The sequence below is a fragment of the Bradyrhizobium sp. IC4059 genome, assembly GCF_020193615.1.
Taxonomy (GTDB): Bacteria; Pseudomonadota; Alphaproteobacteria; order Rhizobiales; family Xanthobacteraceae; genus Bradyrhizobium; species Bradyrhizobium yuanmingense.
In genome coordinates this window covers 38,052-54,810 of sequence record NZ_JADYVH010000013.1, presented here as the reverse complement: position 1 = coordinate 54,810, position 16,759 = coordinate 38,052, and the positions used below count along the sequence as shown (strand labels likewise).

Sequence of the window (16,759 nt, the reverse complement as noted above, 5' to 3'; positions counted from 1 at the left end):
CGAACAATAACCTAAAGCGCGATGACGATTCATCCTAATCGCATCGCGCTTTAGCTCAGTTCTTCCGCTCGGCCACGAAACGCGCGGCGGCCTGCAAAATTGCGGCGCGGTCGCCGAAGATCGAGACGGCGCTGTCGGCGCGCGCGAGCAGGTCGCGCACGCGCTGCTTGGCGCCTTCGATTCCGAGCTGGGTCACGAAGGTGGTCTTGCCGAGCGCGGCATCGGCGCCGGCCGGCTTGCCGAGCGCGGCCGCATCGCCCTCGACGTCGAGCAGATCGTCGGCGATCTGGAAGGCTTCGCCGAGCGCGCGGCCGTAATCGTCGAGCGCCTGATATTCCGCCTGCGAGGCCTGGCCGAGGATCGCGCCGGCAATGCAGCCGTAGCGCAAGAGCGCGCCGGTCTTCATCTGCTGGATACGGGCGACGTCGATCGGCTCGTTGCCGCCAAAGCGGCCTTCGCCGGCGAGATCGAGGATCTGGCCACCGACCATGCCGCCGATGCCGGCGCAGCGCGCCAGTGCACGCGTCAAGAGCAGCCGCACATTGGCGTCGCGATGGACCTCGTCGCGGGTGATGATGTCGAAGGCGAGCGTCAGGAGGCCGTCGCCGGCGAGGATCGCGGTGGCGTCATCGGTCTGCTTGTGCAGCGTGGGGCGGCCGCGGCGCAGGTCCGAATTGTCCATGGCCGGCAGGTCGTCATGGATCAGCGAGTAGCAATGGATGCATTCGAGCGCGGCGCCCACGAGCAGGGCCGCCTCGCGCGGCACGCCGAACACGGCGGCGCTCTCGACCACCAGGAACGGCCGCAGGCGCTTGCCGCCGTTGAGGCTCGAATAGCGCATTGCGTCCATCAGTCGCTTGGGCCGGGCGATTTCGTCATGCAGGATGTCGTCCGACAGCAGGCGCCCGAGCAGGGCTTCGGTGTCATCAGCGGTCTTGTCCAGACGTTTGGCGAAATCGGACGGGGACGTGCCGGTCATCAAGAAGGGCTCCAGAACTGAAATTCGGCGGGACAATCCTTTATGCGCCCGCGCCAGTCAATCGTTTGGAAGGCCTAAAAAGTGCTGGAAAAGGCCCGAATTATCACAGACTTAATACTACAGCCCGTGGCCGCTCTTCAGTTTGCACCGGAAAGGTCGATTTGCGCATCGTCAAAATCCTGCTGGTGGTGCTCGCGCTCGTGGTCCTCGCGCCCTATGTGATCGCGCCGTTCTACCGCACCGGTCACCCAGTTTCGACGCTGATGGCCTGGCGCAGCCTGCGGGGCGCGCCGATGCAGCGGGAGTGGATCGATCTCGCTGATATGTCGCCCTCTCTGCCGCGCGCGGTGGTGGCGGCCGAGGATGCCCATTTCTGCAAGCATCACGGCATCGATTGGGGGGCGCTGCGCGAGGCGATCGACGACGCCAGGGAGGACGGCACCGCCTTCCGGGGCGCCTCCACCATCACCCAGCAGGTCGCGAAGAACCTGTTCCTGTGGCAGGGGCGCGACTTCGTTCGCAAGGCGCTCGAATTCCCGCTGGCGCTTTGGATCGACCTCGTCTTGCCCAAGCAGCGGATTCTCGAAATCTACCTCAACATCGCCGAGCTCGGCCCGCAGGGGCAGTTCGGGGTCGAGGCGGCCAGCGCCTATGCCTTCGGCAAATCGGCCGAAAGCCTCTCGCCCCGCGAGGCGGCGCTTCTGGCCTCGATCCTGCCGAATCCGGTCAAGCGCAGCGCCCGGACCCCGGGACCGGGCGTCCGGCGGCTGGCAGCCACCTATATGGCGCGGGGGCAGGCGAGCTCGCTTGCGACCTGTTGGCGGGAAAATCGCTGATCTTTGGCCCGTTCCGGGCGCATTTTCCGGCCCAAGAGCCTAGCTTTACGGCCAGCCTTCCTCTATAAGCGCGGCCTTGATCGGCATTCAGCTCGCCTCGTTATTTGCGGGTGCTGAGCCGTCCCTTCGCGGACGATGCCCTGATGACACCAATCCCTAGAGGATACTGAAATGGCCGTTCCGAGAAGAAAAACCTCGCCGTCGCGCCGTGGCATGCGCCGCTCGGCGGACGCCATCAAGAAGCCGACCTATGTGGAAGACAAGGACTCCGGCGAGCTCCGTCGTCCGCACCATCTCGACCTCAAGACCGGCATGTACAAGGGCCGCCAGGTCCTGAAGAAGAAAGAGTCCTGAAGCCAGGATCTTTCTCGGGCGGGAGATCGGACCCGCCCGATTCGGCCAACCCATGAGATAGACGGTGATGGCGGCGGAGCGGATGCTTCGCCGCTGCATTGTTCTGTCCGGATATCTTGATCGAGAAGGCATCAAGCCGATGGTCGGTTTCCCGCTGCTCCTGATTCCGCTCGCGGTCTACAACATCATCGCCTTCCTGATGCCGACCGTGTCCTTCACGGACGTGCTGTTCAAGGTGCCTATGGTGTCCGGAGAGGTCTGGCCGGTCACGCTCGCCGATCTCCTGCTCGCGCTCGGCATCGTTCTGCTGCTGCTCGAGGTGGTCAAGGGTGCGCGGCCGGGCTCGAAATTCCTGATGGATCATTTGCTGTCGCTGATCATCTTCGGCGCGGCCGCTGCCGAATTCGTGATGTGGCCCAAATTCGGCAATTCCACCTTCTTTCTGCTGGTGCTGCTGGCGATGGCGGACTTCTTCGCTGGCATCGCCCAGCGCACGCGCCGCCGAGTCACCTATGTCGCCGAGACCACGGTGCCGGCCCCTCGTAAGGCCAAGCGCAGGGCCGAAGCGCCGGCGGAAGACGTGGAGTCCGAGCGCAAGTTCGAGCCGGTGATCGCGCCGCAGCCGGCGCCGGCCGCACCTACCGCGCAATCCGTCGCCGAATCCGTGCTGATGGATCACCCGGCGCCCAAGCCCGTGCAGGGCGCCCCCTCGCCGGAAATTCCCTCGCCGCAGCTGCAGCCGGGGAACGGCACGCCGTCTTCCGACACGCCGCCGCGCTGATTTCTCTGAATTGGCTCGCATCTCACCGCCGCGGCAGTGTGCTCCCTTGCCCCGTTCTTACGGGGAGTGGGTTGGGGTGAGGGGCCTCTCTCCGCGGATGCGATAGCCGCGGGACCTGTACCCCCTCACCCGGATCGCACCGGACGATGCTTCGCATCGCCGAGGCGATCCGACCTCTCCCCGCAAGCGGCGAGAGGTAAGAAGCGCGCTCTCACTTCAATCAATCTTAAGCTACCTGACGCGTGCGCGCGCTGACGGTTCCGAGCGGGCGCTTGCTGCCATAGGCCATCAGCGCATCCTCGGAGGAGGCGCGGCGGAGCCGGCTCGTTTGCGGCAGCTGCTCGGCATTGGCGATCAATTGTGTGACGAAGCTCGGATCGGGGCGGGGCAGGGGCACCTTATGGACCCACCGCAACGTCGGCATCAGCGGCACCAAGGCCGTGCCTGTGCCGTTGTCCGCCGCGTCCGATCGATCAGTACTCAACATCGCAATCACCGTTGATCCGGCGAAACTGTCGCGTTTCGAGACGCGGGGGCCGGCGCGAGTCCTGTACTCGCAAGGCCTATGCCGGCCGGGCCGGTTTGGTTCCGACGCCTTCGGAAACGTGGTTTCCAAATTGTTTATCAACTTTGCCTAGGTTCGGCAGCGAATCTGGCTCTATCCTGTGCCGGCTCAGGACTTCTCCACTGTCCCGAAACGAGGCGACTTTGACCCCTGGATTGCCGCAAGCCTCCGACATCCTGGCCGCGCTCGGTCAGGCCGTGTTCGCCTGGGACATCGCCAGCGATGCCATCGTCTGGGGTGAGCAGGTCAGCGCCGTATTCCCCGGCATTCCCGCCGAGCGGCTTTCGACCGGCGCCGAATTCGCCAAGCTGATCGAGCCTGCACAAACGCTGCGGACGGCGGCGCTGGCACTGACGTCCCCGGTGCACGGCGCCGACGGCACCCCTTACCGAATCGAGTACGGCGTGCGCATGAGCGCCTCCGATCCCGTGATCTGGATCGAGGAGACCGGCCGCTGGTTCGCAGGTCCCGACGGCCGTCCCACGCGAGCGATCGGCTCGGTCCGCATCAACAATGAGCGCCACGCCCGGGACGAGGAATTGAGCAGGCTGGCCCGGCTCGATCCGCTGACCGGCGAGCTCAACCGCTCGCATCTGATCGCGGCGCTGGCCGAGGCGATCGAGGAGACCACGCGCTTCCGCTCGACAGCGGCCTTCATGCTGGTCGGCATCGATCATCTCGCCCGCGTCAACGATGCTTTCGGCTTCGACGTCGCCGACGCCGTGATCCTCGACGTCGCCAAGCGCATTCGCGCGCGCCTGCGCGGCGGCGACGTGCTGGGGCGCTTCTCCGGCAACAAGTTCGGCCTGATCCTGAAGAACTGCACCGTCGACGACATGAACGTGGCCGCCGAGCGCTTCCTCGCCGGCATCCGCGACGAGGTGGTGCCGACCAAATCCGGTCCGGTCTCGGTCACCGCCTCGATCGGCGCGGTCAGCCTGCCGCGTTATGCCCGCAACACCGACGAGGCCGTCAACCGCGCCCATGAGACGCTGGACGCCGCCAAGCGCCGCCGCTCCGGCTCGTTCGCGGCCTGGCGTCCGGATGCCGCGCGCGACGCACAGCGCCGCGTCAACATCCGCGTCACCGACGAGATCGTCACCGCGCTCAACGAGCGCCGCATCAGGCTCGCCTATGAGCCCGTCGTCTCGGCTGTCTCGCGCGAGCGCGCATTCCATGAATGCCTGGTGCGGATGGACCAGGGCGACGGCCAGGTGCTGCTCGCACCCGACATCGTGCCGGTCGCCGAACGGCTCGGCCTGATCCGCCTGGTCGATCACCGCGTGCTCGAGCTCGTGGTCGCCGAGCTCGCGGCGGCGCCCGACGTCTGCCTCAGCCTCAACATCTCGCCGGATACGACCATGGATCCGGACTGGTGGGCGGGGATCGAATCGCTGATGCTGGCCCATCCGGGCGTCGCCGAGCGGCTGATCGTCGAGATCACCGAGACGGTCGCGATCCAGGACATCGACGACGTCCGCGCCTTCGTCAGCCGCCTCAAGCATTTCGGCAGCCGCATCGCCATCGACGATTTCGGCGCCGGCTACACCTCGTTCCGCAATTTGCGCAAGCTCGGCGTGGACATCGTCAAGATCGACGGCGCCTTCGTGCAGAACATCACCCATTCCGCCGACGACCGCGCCTTCGTGCAGACCCTGATCGACCTCGCCCGCCGCCTCGACATCAAGACCGTCGCCGAATGGGTGCAGGACGACGAAGCCGCAAACATGTTGCGCGACTGGGGCTGCGACTACATCCAGGGCCGCCTGATCGGGCTGGCTTCGGCGGAACGCCCGTGGGGCGTGCCGCCGGACAGCGCGCTGCCTGCGGCGGGCTGAGATGGCGTAGGGTGGGTTAGCCGAAGGCGTAGCCCACCACTTTACGATCCGCGTCGAGAGAGAAGCGGTGGATTACGCCTTCGGCTAATCCACCCTACAGACTACGAGATCTTCTCACGCTCCCTCGTCCAGCGCCACAAGCTCGCGCTTCTTGCGCAGCGACGGCAGCAGCGGCGCGATCAGCAGCACCAGGGCAAACACAAGACACACTGCCGAGATCGGCCGCTGCACGAAGGTCCAGAGATCGGCCTGCGACAGGATCAGCGACTTGCGCAAATTGTTCTCCATCATCGGACCCAGCACGAAGGCCAGCACCAGTGGCGCCGGCTCGTAGCCGAGCTTGCGCATGAAATAGCCGATGATCCCGAACGCGATCATCACATAGACGTCGAACACGTTGTTGCTCGAGCAGTAGACGCCGAGGATCGTGAACAGGATGATCAGGGGGAACAGGATGTTGTAGGGCAGCTTGAGCAGCTGCACCCACATGCCGATCATCGGCAGGTTCAGGATCAGCAGCATGACGTTGCCGATATACATGCTGGCGACGATGCCCCAGAACAGGCCGGGGTTCTGCGTGATCATCAGCGGGCCCGGCTGCAGGCCGTGAATGACGAAGGCCCCGAGCAGCAGCGCCATCACCACGTTCGGCGGGATGCCGAGCGTCATCAGCGGAATGAAGGCGCCGCCGGCTGCGGCGTTGTTCGCCGATTCCGGGCCGGCGACGCCCTCGATCGCGCCGTGGCCGAACCTTTCAGGGGTCTTCGACAGCCGCTTCTCCAGCGCGTAGGACGCGAATGACGAGACCACGGCGCCGCCGCCCGGCAGGATGCCGAGGAAAAAGCCGAGGATGGTGCCGCGGCCGACCGGACCGGCGCTCGCCTTCCAGTCCTCCTTGCTCGGCAGGAGATGGGTGATCCTGGTGTTGATGACGTCGCGCTTGATCGCCTGCTCGGTGTTGAGCAGCACCTCGGCGACGCCGAACAGGCCCATCACCACGGGCACGAGGCCGATGCCGTCGATCAGCTCCATGCGGCCGAAGGTCAGTCGCGGCTGCGCGGTGATGCTGTCGAGCCCGATCAGCCCGAGCACGACACCGATGCACGCCATCAGCAATGCCTTCGGCATCGATCCCTGGGTGAGGAAGGTGAGCACGACGAGGCCGAGCACCATCAGGCTGAAATACTCGGCCGGGCCGAAAGCAATGGCGAGACTGGCGAGCTTCGGCGCCACCAACATCAAGGCGACCAGCGCAAAGGTGCCGGCAGCGAAGGAGCCGAATGCAGCAATGCCGAGCGCGGGGCCCGCGCGGCCCTGCTTCGCCATCTGGTGGCCGTCGATGCAGGTGACGACGGAGGCCGCCTCGCCGGGGATGTTGACCAGGATCGAGGTGGTCGAGCCGCCATACATCGAGCCGTAATAGATGCCGGCCATCATGATGATGCCGGATTCCGGCGTTCCCGACAGTGTCACCGGTAGCAGCAGCGACATCGCCGAGATCGGGCCGATGCCGGGCAGCACGCCGACCAGCGTGCCGATGAAGACGCCGATGAAGCAATAGAGCAGGTTGACCGGCAGCAGCGCGACGCCGAATCCATGTGCCACGTTGACAAGCGTATCCATGGCGTCAGCCGATCCCGAACAGGCCTGACGGCAACTGGATCAACAGCAGCCGCTTGAGCACCCACCACATGCCCAATGGCACCAGCACCGCGATCGGAATCGCCAGCGTCCAGCGCACCGGATCGATCAGCCGCAACAGCAGCAGCATCAGCGGGATCGATGACAGCAGGAATCCCAGCGGCTCCAGCGCGAACGCGAATGCAGTGAGGCAGGCGATGAGGACAAGCGGCTTGCTCCAGCGCACGTTCTCCCAGCGCGAGGCCAGCGTCGGCCCGCCCTCGGTGATCGCCGAGACGATGATCGCGCTCGCGAACACGCACATCAGGATGCCCGTGTAGAACAGCACATAGCCGGAGCCGGGATCGTTGATGGTGCCGAGCCTGAGCTTCAAGCCCGACCAGATCACGAAGCCGCCGAGTGCGAGCCCGATCAGCCCGCCCCAGAGTTCGGAGTTGCTGAGGCGGAGCTTGACGTTGGTTGGATCGTTCATCGATTCTCTCTCGTGCCCCGGACGCAGCGCAGCACCGCAAGTTGCGTTCACGCACGTCTTCGACGTGCTATGGCAGGTGCGCTGCAAAGCCGGGGCCCATGCGTGTGGGCGAAGAAGATGGGTCCCGGCACTGCGCAGCAGCGTTGCACGCTGCAGCGCGTTCGGGACACAAGCAGCGCGGTCTTACTTCTTCGCGAGCCCGAGCGTCTCGATCACTTTGCGCTCGGATTCCGTGACCTCGACGATGAATTTCTTGTAATCCTCGGTGTTCTTGTAGTTCGGCACCATGTCGTATTTGGCGAGCGTCGCCACCACCGCGGGGTCTTCGACCGCCTTCTTGAAGGCGTCGTGCAGCTTGGCCACGATCTTGGGATCCATCCCTTTCGGTCCTGCAATGCCGAACGGGGAATCATAGACCATGGGATAGCCGAGCTCCTTCAGCGTCGGCACGTCGGGATAGTTCGGCGAGCGCGCGCCGGTCCACACCATCAGGAGCCGCAGCTTGCCGGCGTCGACCAGCGGCCGCCATCCCGTGGAATCAGCCTGCAGCATGGTGTGCTGTCCCAGCACGGCGGCGTTGGTCTCCGCGCCGCCCTTGAAAGGGACCTGGGTCAGCTTGATGCCCGACATCGCGGCGATCTGCTCCATGCCGATATGCAGCGAGGTGCCGGCGCCGGGCGTGGCATAGGTCACCTTGCCCGGATTCGCCTTTGCGAACTCCACCACGTCCTTCCAGCTCTTGAACTGCGATTCCGCGCTCGTGGTCACGCCGAAGGTGTAGCCGGTGAGATGGACGATATAGGTGAAATCCTTTGCCGGATCCCACGACACCTCCTGCATCAAGGGCAGGCGAAACACGGTGATCGGGATCTGCGAGATGGTATAGCCGTCCGGCTTCGCCGCCGCCGCCATCGTCGCCGGCCCGACCGTGCCGCTGCCGCCGGCCTTGTTGTCGATCACGATCGGCTGGCCCAGCACCTTCGAGGCGCTGTCGGCGATCGCGCGCATCGAGAGATCAGTCGATCCGCCGGCCGGCCAAGGCACGATCAACGTGATCGGCTTCGTTGGATAGTCCTGCGCATTGACCGCCGTGGTGAGCAATGCGCCCATGACGGCGTGCACCGCGGCAAATGCAATCGTCTTCAGCCCGTATCCCGACATCGAAAGCCTCCCTCGCGGCGGCCTCTCTGGGGGCGCCGTCTCTCGTTGCGAGGCGATTGTTCCTGAATTTGACGGAGAAGAAAAGCGTGTTGCGCGCATCGCTGTGCGGCCGTCGGTCAGCTAACGCCGACAGAGCCGACCTCTGCGACAATTCGTCGTTTGGCCGCGTGCCGAGAGGCGGAATTTGAGCGGCCGAAGCGGTCAGGCCACGCGCCGGACCGTGTTCAGCTTCTCGATGGTGCGACCGACTTCCGAGGCGAGACACGGCTTGCCGAAATAATAGCCTTGGACCGCGGTGCAGCCGCATTCGCGGACGAAGTCGAGCTGTTCCTCGGTTTCCACGCCCTCTGCCGTGGTCTCGACGCCGAGCACGGAGCCGAGGCTCGCGATCGTTCTGACTATGGCAACACTCTCTGGGCTTTCGCCGAGCGTGCCGACGAAGGAGCGGTCGATCTTGATGCGGTCGAATGGAAACTTGCGCAGATAGCTCAGGGAGGAATAGCCGACCCCGAAATCGTCGAGGCTGACGCGCACCCCGAGCGCGCGGAGCTGGTGCAGGATGTCGATGGTCGCCTTGCTGTCGTCCAGCAGCGCCGTCTCCGTGACCTCGAGCTCGAGCCGCTGCGGCGGCAGGCCGGCTTCCGCGAGCGCGCTCGTGACCATCGCCACCAGCCCGCGGGAGCGGAACTGCACCGGAGACAGGTTCACGGCGACGGTGACGCCGGGCCAGGAGGCGGCGGTGGCGCAGGCCGTGCGCAGCACCCATTCGCCGATCGGAACGATCAGCCCGTTCTCCTCCGCAATCGGGATGAACTCGGCCGGAGAGACGAAGCCGCGCGAGGGATGCTTCCAGCGCAGCAATGCCTCGAAGCCGGTGAGCTCGGAGGAATCGAGCCGCATCTGCGGTTGGAACACCAGGTGGAATTCACGCCCTTCCAGCGCGCCGACCAGGTCCTGCTCCAGCGCGTGCCGGCTGCGCGCCTGTTCCTCCATCTCGGGCTCGAACAACTGATAGGCTCCGCGCCCCTTGGCCTTGGCCTGGTAGAGCGCGAGGTCGGCGCATTTCATCAGCTCATCGGCATCGAGTCCGTGGTCGGGCGCGATCGCGATGCCGACCGAGACGCCGACATGGATCGACTGGCTTTCCAGCGGCGGCGGATGACCGATGATCTCGACCAGGCGGCGGGCGAGCGCCTCGGCCGATTGCGGCTGCGGCCCGCGCTGGAGCACGGCGAACTCGTCGCCGCCAAGCCGCGCGACGGTGTCGTGCTCGCCGACATTCTCCTTGAGGCGCGCCGCGACCCAGCGCAGCAGGCGGTCGCCGGCGGCGTGGCCGAGGCGGTCGTTGACGGTCTTGAAATTGTCGAGGTCGAAGCACAGCACGGCCATGGCGCCGCCGGCGATCGCGACCTGGTTCAGCCCCTCGCCCATCTTCTCGCGGAACAGCGTGCGGTTGGGCAGGTCGGTGAGCGAATCGTGCCGCGCCATGTGCGCCACCCGGGCCTGGGCCTTGTGGCGCTCGGTGACGTCCTCATAGGTCACGACCCAGCCACCATGCTCCATCCGCTTGTGGTTGAGCTTGATGATGCGGCCGTCGTTCAAATGGCGGTGCAGCGTGTGCTCGCCCTCGCGCAGCCTCTCGACGTAGTCGGCATAGAGCTTGGCGCCGGTCATGTTCGGATGGATGCCGAGCTCGCAGGCGTGCTCCATGATGTCGCGCATCGAGACGCCTGGCTTCACGGTCTCCGGCGACAATCCATACATCTCGATATAGCGGCGGTTGCAGACGATCACGCGCAGGCTGGCGTCGAGCATGCACAGGCCCTGGCTCATGTTGTTCAGGGCGGCGTCGAACCGGCGGTACTGCTCGCTCAGCTCCTCGATCGCACGCTCGCGCTCGGTAATGTCCTCATAGGTGGCGACGAAGCCGCCTTCGGCCAGCGCGCAATAGCGCACCGAGATCACCGTGTCGTTCGACATGCGCCGGCGCATCGGCGAGGAATCACGGCTCGCGATCCGCGCGCGGGCGGCTTTGAGGATCTGCTGCGGGCTGTATTCCGGGGAGAACGCGCCGTTCGCCATGGATCGCTCGATCAGCTCGGCGAGGTGTGTGCCGGGGCGGGTCTCCTCCGGCGACAACAGGTAGATCTTGAGGTAGGTGGAGTTGCAGACCCGAAGCCGCATGTCGCTGTCGAAGAAGGCGAGCCCGTGCGCCATGTTCTCCAGCGCCGCATCGAGGATGAAATTCTGCTGCCGCAGCGTTTCCTCGTATTGCAGCCGCTCCGTGACGTCCTCGTGCACCGTCACCCAGCCGCCGTCGGGCAGGAAGCGGGAGACCGCCTGCACCATCCGTCCGTCGTAGCGCATCACCAGCAGCGTCTTCGGCTTCCTAGTGCGCACGTCCTCCAGCCGGTTCTGGTAGAATTCGTCGCCCGACATGCCCGGCAGGTTGCCGCGCGACATCCAGTGCTCGATCACCGTGGAATGCGCGACGCCCGGCTTCACGATCTCGGGGTCGAGGTTGTAGAGCTTCAGGAACCGTTCGTTGCAGACGACGACACGGCTGTCGACGTCGTACATGATCAGTCCGTGCGACATGTTGGCGAGCGCGTGCTGGCTGCGCTCGGTCTGCACGAGCAGTTCCGCTTCGAGCCGGGCGAGGCGGGTGACGTCATCGCAGATCGTCATCCAGCCGCCGCCGGGGAGCGGCTTCAGCTCGAGCGACATAACGAGGCCGCTCGCCAGCATTTGCTCGGTGCGGAACGGCTTGCCCGCGGCGATCTGCGCCATCCGCCTCGAATACAACGCGTCGAGCTGGTCTTGCGGAAAGTTGCCGCGGCTTGCGCTGTGCGCGAGCACCTCGCGATAGCTGGTGCCGATCCGCACGATTTCGGCCGACATGTCGAACAGTCTGAGATAGCGCTGGTTCGTCAGCACGATCCGGTTGTCGGCATCGTAGACGCAGACGCCCTGTTCCATGTGGTCGAGCGCAAGCTGGCTCAGCGCGACGAGGGCGCCTGGGCCCTGCTCACGGCCTGTACCAAGCTCGCTCTCGCGGGTCGACATCATGGGGTCGGCGGGGCCTCGGCCAGCAATAGACTGAATGCAGCCTAATTCAGCCGCCGAGGCTAGCGAACAGGCCGGAAAATTCCCTTAAGCGCCGTAGTTTACGGAGGATGACCGGCGATGGTGAGCGCACGCGTAAACGGCCCGCTGCCAAGGCGATAGGCCGTAGCTCCGGACGAGCGCGGCGATATTCCCGCTCCGCTCGTACAGATTTACAGCGCCGGGCGTTGCTCTACGGCCCGTACAGCACGAGCTCCGTGTCGGTGAGGTCGCCGAGCTGTGGCTGGTGCGGGCCCCTGAAGTATTTCCGGCCGCGCCGCTCGGTGTAAATGCCGACGAGGCCGGGAACCGGACCGTTGGCATCGACGGCCACCGCGATCTTGCCGAGCCGCAGCAGCAGCCGTCCGATGCGGCCGGCGCATTCGGCAAATTCTGCGGTGCTCCGGCAATAGATCAGCTTCATGGCGGGCGGTGCGATGAAACCGCGGCGGATGCGCACCGGTTGCAGGATGAAGGGGAAGGTTCCCTTCGGCGTGCGGCACACCAGACTGAGGCAATCGTAACGCGCATGTCGCGTCAAAAGCTCGGTCTCCGCCTCGGAAAGCCCCTTGATCTCCTTGGCGTGCGGCGGAATGACCTCGATCTCGCTCCAGCGCGGGACGCGCGCTAGCGCAGGGACCGAGAAGAATATGCCGCGGCAATAGGCGCGAAAGCCCTGCGTCTCGATGATTGGCCAGGTCCACTGCGCCGGGCTGATGTTGAAATAAGTGACGTGCTTGTGCCGCTGGGCGATCTTGGTCAGCAGCGGCGCGTAGTTGCGGTAGGCCGGGTCGACATACCAGCTCGACAAATTGCACCGGATGGCGGTCTCTTCGCCCTCCTTGCGTGAGGTGTAGATCAAGAGCAGCACGCCGACCGGCCTGCCGTCGTCGTCGAGCATGTAGCCGAAGCGCGGATAGCCCTCCGGCACGGCCCGGAAGGCCTGCCGGCGCAGACCCTGGATCCAGTAGTCGCGTGAACGGCCGACGAAGCCGCGCGTCAGCAAGTCCGCGATCTTATCGACGTCGGACTCGGTGATCTCGCGGCATCGGACCTTGGTATGGATCACGCTCGTCTTGCCCGTGGAAATGGTCGGCCTCGTGAGGTCTATCGTTTCAGCATGATCTTCTCGGAAAACCGCTCCGCACTTTTCCGGATCATGCTCTAGCGCCAGCCTTCGCCATGGGCCTCGGCCGCGACAGGCGGCTGCAGGGCCAGGATGTCCCGCACCTTGGCGGGCCAGGCGGAAAGATCGGTGCCGTGGGTGTGGAACATGGCGACGGCCAGGCGGTCCATGCCGAAGGCTACGCAGCCGGTGTGCGCCGGCTCGCCATCGGCGTCCTGGATTCCCCAGGTCGTGCCGAAATGCTCGCGGTGATAGTTGAAGCTCATGCACGCCGTCGGCTGCTCTTCCGAGCGCAGCGGGATGAGCAGCTCGAACTTGAGCTGCTGCTGCTTCTGGCTCACCGCCTTCATCTGGCCGACCCGGCCGAAGAACGGATCGCTGGCATAGTCGACGCGGAAGCTGAGGCCGAGGTCGGTCGCGATCTTCTGCGCGCGCACCATCCAGCGCTCGCGGAAATCGGCGACATCGTCGGGGCTGCCGATGCAGACATATTCGCGCATGCGGAACGATTGCAGCCGGTCGAGATGCTTCGACGGCTCGCGGCGGAAGCAATCCGCGGCAACGTCGAAGCGCAGGCCACCCTTCGGCAATTGGCCGCGGCTCGCCGCGATCGGATAGACCGGATAGCAGGCGGCCGGCGACAGCACGAGATCAGCCGGCGACAGCGAAGTCGTCCAGTCGCCGCCGGCATCGAAGCGGCTCACTGCGGCGTTGATCTCGCGTTCGGTGCCGTGCAGGCCGCAGACGCAGCCGAGCAGGTTGGGAAAGCTCTTAAGATAGCCGGACTTCTCCAGCTGGGAGCGGCTCATCACCGGCGGGAAGCGCATCACCTCGGTGCCGGCCTCGCGATGAACGGTGATCAGCGCGGCGAGCTTCTCGACGATGCCCTCATAGAGGGCGGTGCGGGCATAGACGCCATCGGCGCCCATTCGGTGGAACAGCTTGTCGGCGAGATGATCGAGCGGATCGATCATTTGCGGCGCGGTGGTGGGCGAGTCGGGGAGGACGGCAATATTCATGGTTCGATGTCCTGCTATCTCAAAATTGTTCTTGTTGAATCGGCCGCGGAGCTACGTCAGTCGCGAAGGCTCGCCGGCACCCCGCTCATCAATGTCGACGTCGCGGCATTGGCCAGGATCCGGTCGTTGTTGATCATGATCGGCGACGACAGCACGTCGCGGAGGTGGCGGCCCATCGTGAACTCGCCGTCGTTGCGATAGCCGGCAAGTCCCGCGGTGCGCATCGCGTGCATCACGGTCTCGACCGCGAGCTCGGAGGCCTGCACCTTCAAGAGCGTAATCGAGGACTGGAAGTCGAGCGAGCTCAGAGCACGCTCGTCATGCTCGACGCGGGCGAAAGCGTCGATATTGGCTGATATCAGAGCGCGCAGCTTGGCCAGCGACATCTTGGCGGCGGTGAAGTGCGCCGCGGCCGGGGGCATCTGTCCGCCGGACGAGCGGGCCGCCTTGCGGATGAAGGCCTGCGCGCGCGTCACCGCCGCAGCGGCGATGCCGGCCCAGGCCGACGACCAGCACAGATGCGCGAACGGCGTCATGGTCTGGGCGTGGATCTTGTCATAGGATTCCGGGAAGATGCGGTCGGCGGGGCAGTCGACCTTCAGCTCGAACCCGGTCGAGCAGGTGCCGCGCATGCCGAGCGTTTCCCAGCCCAGCGTCCGCTTCAGCGAATAATCGTCCTTGGCGAGCGCCAGCAGCACCTGGTCGGAGGCGGCGGCTTCGGTGGCGCGGCGGGCGATGGTGACGAGGCCATCGGCTTCGGCGCCGTAGGAGATCACGGTGGCGTCGCGCACCAGCGAGACGGTATCGCCGGCATGGTCGACCGCAGCTGCGCTGGCGCGGATGTTGCCGCCGTTCTGGCCTTCGGTGGTGGAGGAGGCGAGCAGCCACTGGTCGCGGGCGACCCGGCGCATCATGGTCTCCATCCAAGGGATGCCATGGCCGTGCCTGATGACGCAGGCGACCTTGGTCTGGTGCATCGCGTAGATCATCGCCGTGGACGCGCAGGCGCGTCCGAGCGTGTAGCAGATGTCGGTGACGTCATGGATCGAGGCGCCGAAGCCGCCGAACTCGACCGGAATCATCACGCCGAGCAGCTTCTGCTCGCGTGCGACGTCGAAAGCCCGGTGCGGGAAGCGGGCGTCGCGATCGACCTCGTCGGCGTCGGCCGCGGCCGCTGCGGCGGTCCGGGCGGCGCGCTCGATCAGGGAGGGACCCTGCTCGAGAAAGCTCGTCTGCATTTCGTCGACAGTGAGGACTGCTTCACGCACGTTCATGCTCGTCCGCCTCCGGTTTGCCGTTCGAGATCGCCGGCATCATTCGCGATGCCGCTTGAGGCGATCCTCCAGCCATCTTTGCTTGTGAGACGAGGCTACGGATTTAATTCAAATTCGTCGATGAAATAGAGGGTAAACAAAACCCAATTCCGAACGAACAGTTAAGGTCCGGTTGTTCGCATCGCCGGATTTTCCGGCATCGCGTTAGGACTCTGGAAGAAGGTTGGATTTCCGACAATCTGAGTCATCGTTTACTAAGAAACGCGAAGTATTGGTGCCGCCCATTGCAGGACCGGCAGCCCGCACCCATCGTAGCCGGCAGTCCGGTCCGACCCCGATAGACAAATGGAAATTTGCCGATGCAGGCCTTCGATACCGTTTTGCGCAACCGCATCACCAAGCTGGTGAAGGGCATTCTCGAACAGAATTCGCTCGCCGCAGAGGTCACACCTTCGGCCAAGCTCGTCGATATCGGCCTGACCTCGATGGACATGGTCAATCTCATGCTCGGCGTCGAGGCCGAATTCGACTTCACCATTCCGCAGTCCGAGATCACGCCGGAGAATTTCCAGTCCGTCGAGACGCTGGAGCGGATGGTCGCGATGCAGCTCCAGCCGGCGACCGCGGCTTAACAGGGGCGCATCTCCCCCCGTTCCAAATCCGCCGCAAAACTGGCATAGCTTAACCATGTCACATTTGGCGGACAGGGTGGAGCAGGCATGACGCAGGCGGTATTGGGCATCATCGGCGGCTCGGGCATCTATGACCTGCCCGGCTTAGAGGGTGCGCGCGAAGAGGTGATCGAGAGCCCCTGGGGCGAGCCGTCGGCTCCTTTAAGGCGTGGCTCCATCGCCGGCCTGCCGATCGTGTTCCTGCCCCGGCATGACAAGGGGCACCGGCTGTCCCCCTCCGACATCAATTATCGCGCCAACATCGACGTGCTGAAGCGCGCCGGCGTCACCGATTTGATCTCGCTCTCGGCCTGCGGTTCCTTCAGGGAGGAACTGCCGCCCGGCACCTTCGTTCTCGTCGACCAGTTCGTCGACCGCACCCATAAGCGCGAGAGCTCGTTCTTCGGCCGCGGCTGCGTCGCGCATGTGTCGATGGCGCACCCGGTCTCGCCGCGGCTGCGCATCCATCTGGCGGCCGCCGCGGAAGCGGAAGGCATCGCGATCGCGCGCGGCGGCACTTATGTCTGCATGGAAGGGCCGCAATTCTCCACGTACGCGGAAAGCATGACCTACAAGACGCTGGGCTACTCGGTGATCGGCATGACCAATATGCCCGAAGCCAAGCTCGCCCGTGAGGCGGAGATCTGTTACGCCACTGTCGCCATGGTGACGGATTTCGACTGCTGGCATCCCGACCACGATGCGGTCACTGTGCAGGACATCATCCGCGTGCTGAATTCGAACGCCGACAAGGCGAAGGCGCTGGTGGCGCGGTTGGCCAAGGATTTTCCGCGTGAGCACGAGCCGTGCCCGATCGGTTCGGACCGTGCGCTCGACACCGCGCTGATCACGGCGCCCGAGGCGCGCGATCCCGAGCTCCTGAAGAAGCTCGATGCGGTGGCCGGGCGCATCCTGCGAGCGTGAGACGCAAGACAAA

General features: G+C 65.1%; 15 protein-coding genes. 6 read left to right on the top strand and 9 right to left on the bottom strand.

Annotated elements, in window-relative coordinates:
• Positions 1 to 55: 55 nt before the first annotated feature.
• Positions 56 to 979, bottom strand: a complete 924-nt coding sequence (locus I6F12_RS31190; protein ID WP_225157978.1) for a polyprenyl synthetase family protein — start codon at positions 977 to 979, stop codon at positions 56 to 58.
• Positions 980 to 1,140: 161 nt separating this feature from the next.
• Between I6F12_RS31190 and mtgA the strand changes: the two genes are divergently transcribed.
• From mtgA to I6F12_RS31175, 3 genes are all read left to right on the top strand, one after another.
• On the top strand, positions 1,141 to 1,815 hold the full coding sequence (gene mtgA, locus I6F12_RS31185) for a monofunctional biosynthetic peptidoglycan transglycosylase (protein ID WP_036002223.1): 675 nt from the start codon (positions 1,141 to 1,143) through the stop codon (positions 1,813 to 1,815).
• A 171-nt stretch (positions 1,816 to 1,986) separates the two neighbouring features.
• Positions 1,987 to 2,169 (top strand): 50S ribosomal protein L32, encoded by a 183-nt coding sequence (gene rpmF, locus I6F12_RS31180; protein WP_007598106.1) that lies wholly within the window; start codon positions 1,987 to 1,989, stop codon positions 2,167 to 2,169.
• Positions 2,170 to 2,308: 139 nt separating this feature from the next.
• Entirely contained in the window at positions 2,309 to 2,950 is a 642-nt protein-coding gene (locus I6F12_RS31175) for a hypothetical protein (RefSeq protein WP_036002287.1), read from the top strand.
• Between the two features lie 226 nt (positions 2,951 to 3,176).
• Here I6F12_RS31175 and I6F12_RS31170 read toward each other — a convergent pair whose 3' ends face one another.
• Entirely contained in the window at positions 3,177 to 3,437 is a 261-nt protein-coding gene (locus I6F12_RS31170) for a hypothetical protein (protein WP_036002219.1), read from the bottom strand.
• Between the two features lie 221 nt (positions 3,438 to 3,658).
• Here I6F12_RS31170 and I6F12_RS31165 point away from each other — a divergent pair, with 221 nt between their 5' ends.
• The gene (locus tag I6F12_RS31165) at positions 3,659 to 5,353 is read left to right on the top strand and encodes a bifunctional diguanylate cyclase/phosphodiesterase (protein ID WP_225141273.1); all 1,695 of its coding nucleotides are present in this window, start codon (positions 3,659 to 3,661) and stop codon (positions 5,351 to 5,353) included.
• A 114-nt stretch (positions 5,354 to 5,467) separates the two neighbouring features.
• Here I6F12_RS31165 and I6F12_RS31160 read toward each other — a convergent pair whose 3' ends face one another.
• The 7 genes from I6F12_RS31160 to I6F12_RS31130 all read right to left on the bottom strand — a co-directional run bounded on the left by I6F12_RS31160 (position 5,468) and on the right by I6F12_RS31130 (position 15,151).
• Positions 5,468 to 6,976, bottom strand: a complete 1,509-nt coding sequence (locus I6F12_RS31160; RefSeq protein WP_225157977.1) for a tripartite tricarboxylate transporter permease — start codon at positions 6,974 to 6,976, stop codon at positions 5,468 to 5,470.
• 4 nt (positions 6,977 to 6,980) lie between these two features.
• The gene (locus I6F12_RS31155) at positions 6,981 to 7,466 is read right to left on the bottom strand and encodes a tripartite tricarboxylate transporter TctB family protein (protein WP_036002211.1); all 486 of its coding nucleotides are present in this window, start codon (positions 7,464 to 7,466) and stop codon (positions 6,981 to 6,983) included.
• Between the two features lie 183 nt (positions 7,467 to 7,649).
• Positions 7,650 to 8,627, bottom strand: a complete 978-nt coding sequence (locus I6F12_RS31150; protein WP_036002208.1) for a tripartite tricarboxylate transporter substrate binding protein — start codon at positions 8,625 to 8,627, stop codon at positions 7,650 to 7,652.
• A 201-nt stretch (positions 8,628 to 8,828) separates the two neighbouring features.
• Positions 8,829 to 11,696, bottom strand: a complete 2,868-nt coding sequence (locus tag I6F12_RS31145; protein ID WP_225157976.1) for a PAS-domain containing protein — start codon at positions 11,694 to 11,696, stop codon at positions 8,829 to 8,831.
• Positions 11,697 to 11,925: 229 nt separating this feature from the next.
• Positions 11,926 to 12,801 (bottom strand): acyl-CoA acyltransferase, encoded by an 876-nt coding sequence (locus tag I6F12_RS31140; RefSeq protein WP_225157975.1) that lies wholly within the window; start codon positions 12,799 to 12,801, stop codon positions 11,926 to 11,928.
• A 95-nt stretch (positions 12,802 to 12,896) separates the two neighbouring features.
• Entirely contained in the window at positions 12,897 to 13,877 is a 981-nt protein-coding gene (locus I6F12_RS31135) for an amino acid--[acyl-carrier-protein] ligase (protein WP_225157974.1), read from the bottom strand.
• Between the two features lie 56 nt (positions 13,878 to 13,933).
• Positions 13,934 to 15,151: an acyl-CoA dehydrogenase family protein gene (locus tag I6F12_RS31130; RefSeq protein WP_109142106.1), complete on the bottom strand. Its 1,218-nt coding sequence runs from the start codon at positions 15,149 to 15,151 to the stop codon at positions 13,934 to 13,936.
• A 359-nt stretch (positions 15,152 to 15,510) separates the two neighbouring features.
• On the opposite strand from I6F12_RS31130, the gene I6F12_RS31125 reads away from it, so the two are divergent.
• Positions 15,511 to 15,783: a phosphopantetheine-binding protein gene (locus I6F12_RS31125; RefSeq protein ID WP_225113321.1), complete on the top strand. Its 273-nt coding sequence runs from the start codon at positions 15,511 to 15,513 to the stop codon at positions 15,781 to 15,783.
• An 87-nt stretch (positions 15,784 to 15,870) separates the two neighbouring features.
• Positions 15,871 to 16,746 (top strand): S-methyl-5'-thioadenosine phosphorylase, encoded by an 876-nt coding sequence (locus I6F12_RS31120; protein ID WP_057025947.1) that lies wholly within the window; start codon positions 15,871 to 15,873, stop codon positions 16,744 to 16,746.
• Positions 16,747 to 16,759: the final 13 nt, after the last annotated feature.

What these genes read in the sequence shown, in the direction of transcription:
- I6F12_RS31190 (WP_225157978.1), bottom strand. Translation starts at nt 979, where the DNA reads ATGACCGGCACGTCCCCGTCCGATTTCGCCAAACGTCTGGACAAGACC.
- rpmF (WP_007598106.1), top strand. Translation starts at nt 1,987, where the DNA reads ATGGCCGTTCCGAGAAGAAAAACCTCGCCGTCGCGCCGTGGCATGCGC.
- I6F12_RS31175 (WP_036002287.1), top strand. Translation starts at nt 2,309, where the DNA reads ATGGTCGGTTTCCCGCTGCTCCTGATTCCGCTCGCGGTCTACAACATC.
- I6F12_RS31170 (WP_036002219.1), bottom strand. Translation starts at nt 3,437, where the DNA reads ATGTTGAGTACTGATCGATCGGACGCGGCGGACAACGGCACAGGCACG.
- I6F12_RS31160 (WP_225157977.1), bottom strand. Translation starts at nt 6,976, where the DNA reads ATGGATACGCTTGTCAACGTGGCACATGGATTCGGCGTCGCGCTGCTG.
- I6F12_RS31155 (WP_036002211.1), bottom strand. Translation starts at nt 7,466, where the DNA reads ATGAACGATCCAACCAACGTCAAGCTCCGCCTCAGCAACTCCGAACTC.
- I6F12_RS31150 (WP_036002208.1), bottom strand. Translation starts at nt 8,627, where the DNA reads ATGTCGGGATACGGGCTGAAGACGATTGCATTTGCCGCGGTGCACGCC.
- I6F12_RS31145 (WP_225157976.1), bottom strand. Translation starts at nt 11,696, where the DNA reads ATGATGTCGACCCGCGAGAGCGAGCTTGGTACAGGCCGTGAGCAGGGC.
- I6F12_RS31135 (WP_225157974.1), bottom strand. Translation starts at nt 13,877, where the DNA reads ATGAATATTGCCGTCCTCCCCGACTCGCCCACCACCGCGCCGCAAATG.
- I6F12_RS31130 (WP_109142106.1), bottom strand. Translation starts at nt 15,151, where the DNA reads ATGAACGTGCGTGAAGCAGTCCTCACTGTCGACGAAATGCAGACGAGC.
- I6F12_RS31125 (WP_225113321.1), top strand. Translation starts at nt 15,511, where the DNA reads ATGCAGGCCTTCGATACCGTTTTGCGCAACCGCATCACCAAGCTGGTG.
- I6F12_RS31120 (WP_057025947.1), top strand. Translation starts at nt 15,871, where the DNA reads ATGACGCAGGCGGTATTGGGCATCATCGGCGGCTCGGGCATCTATGAC.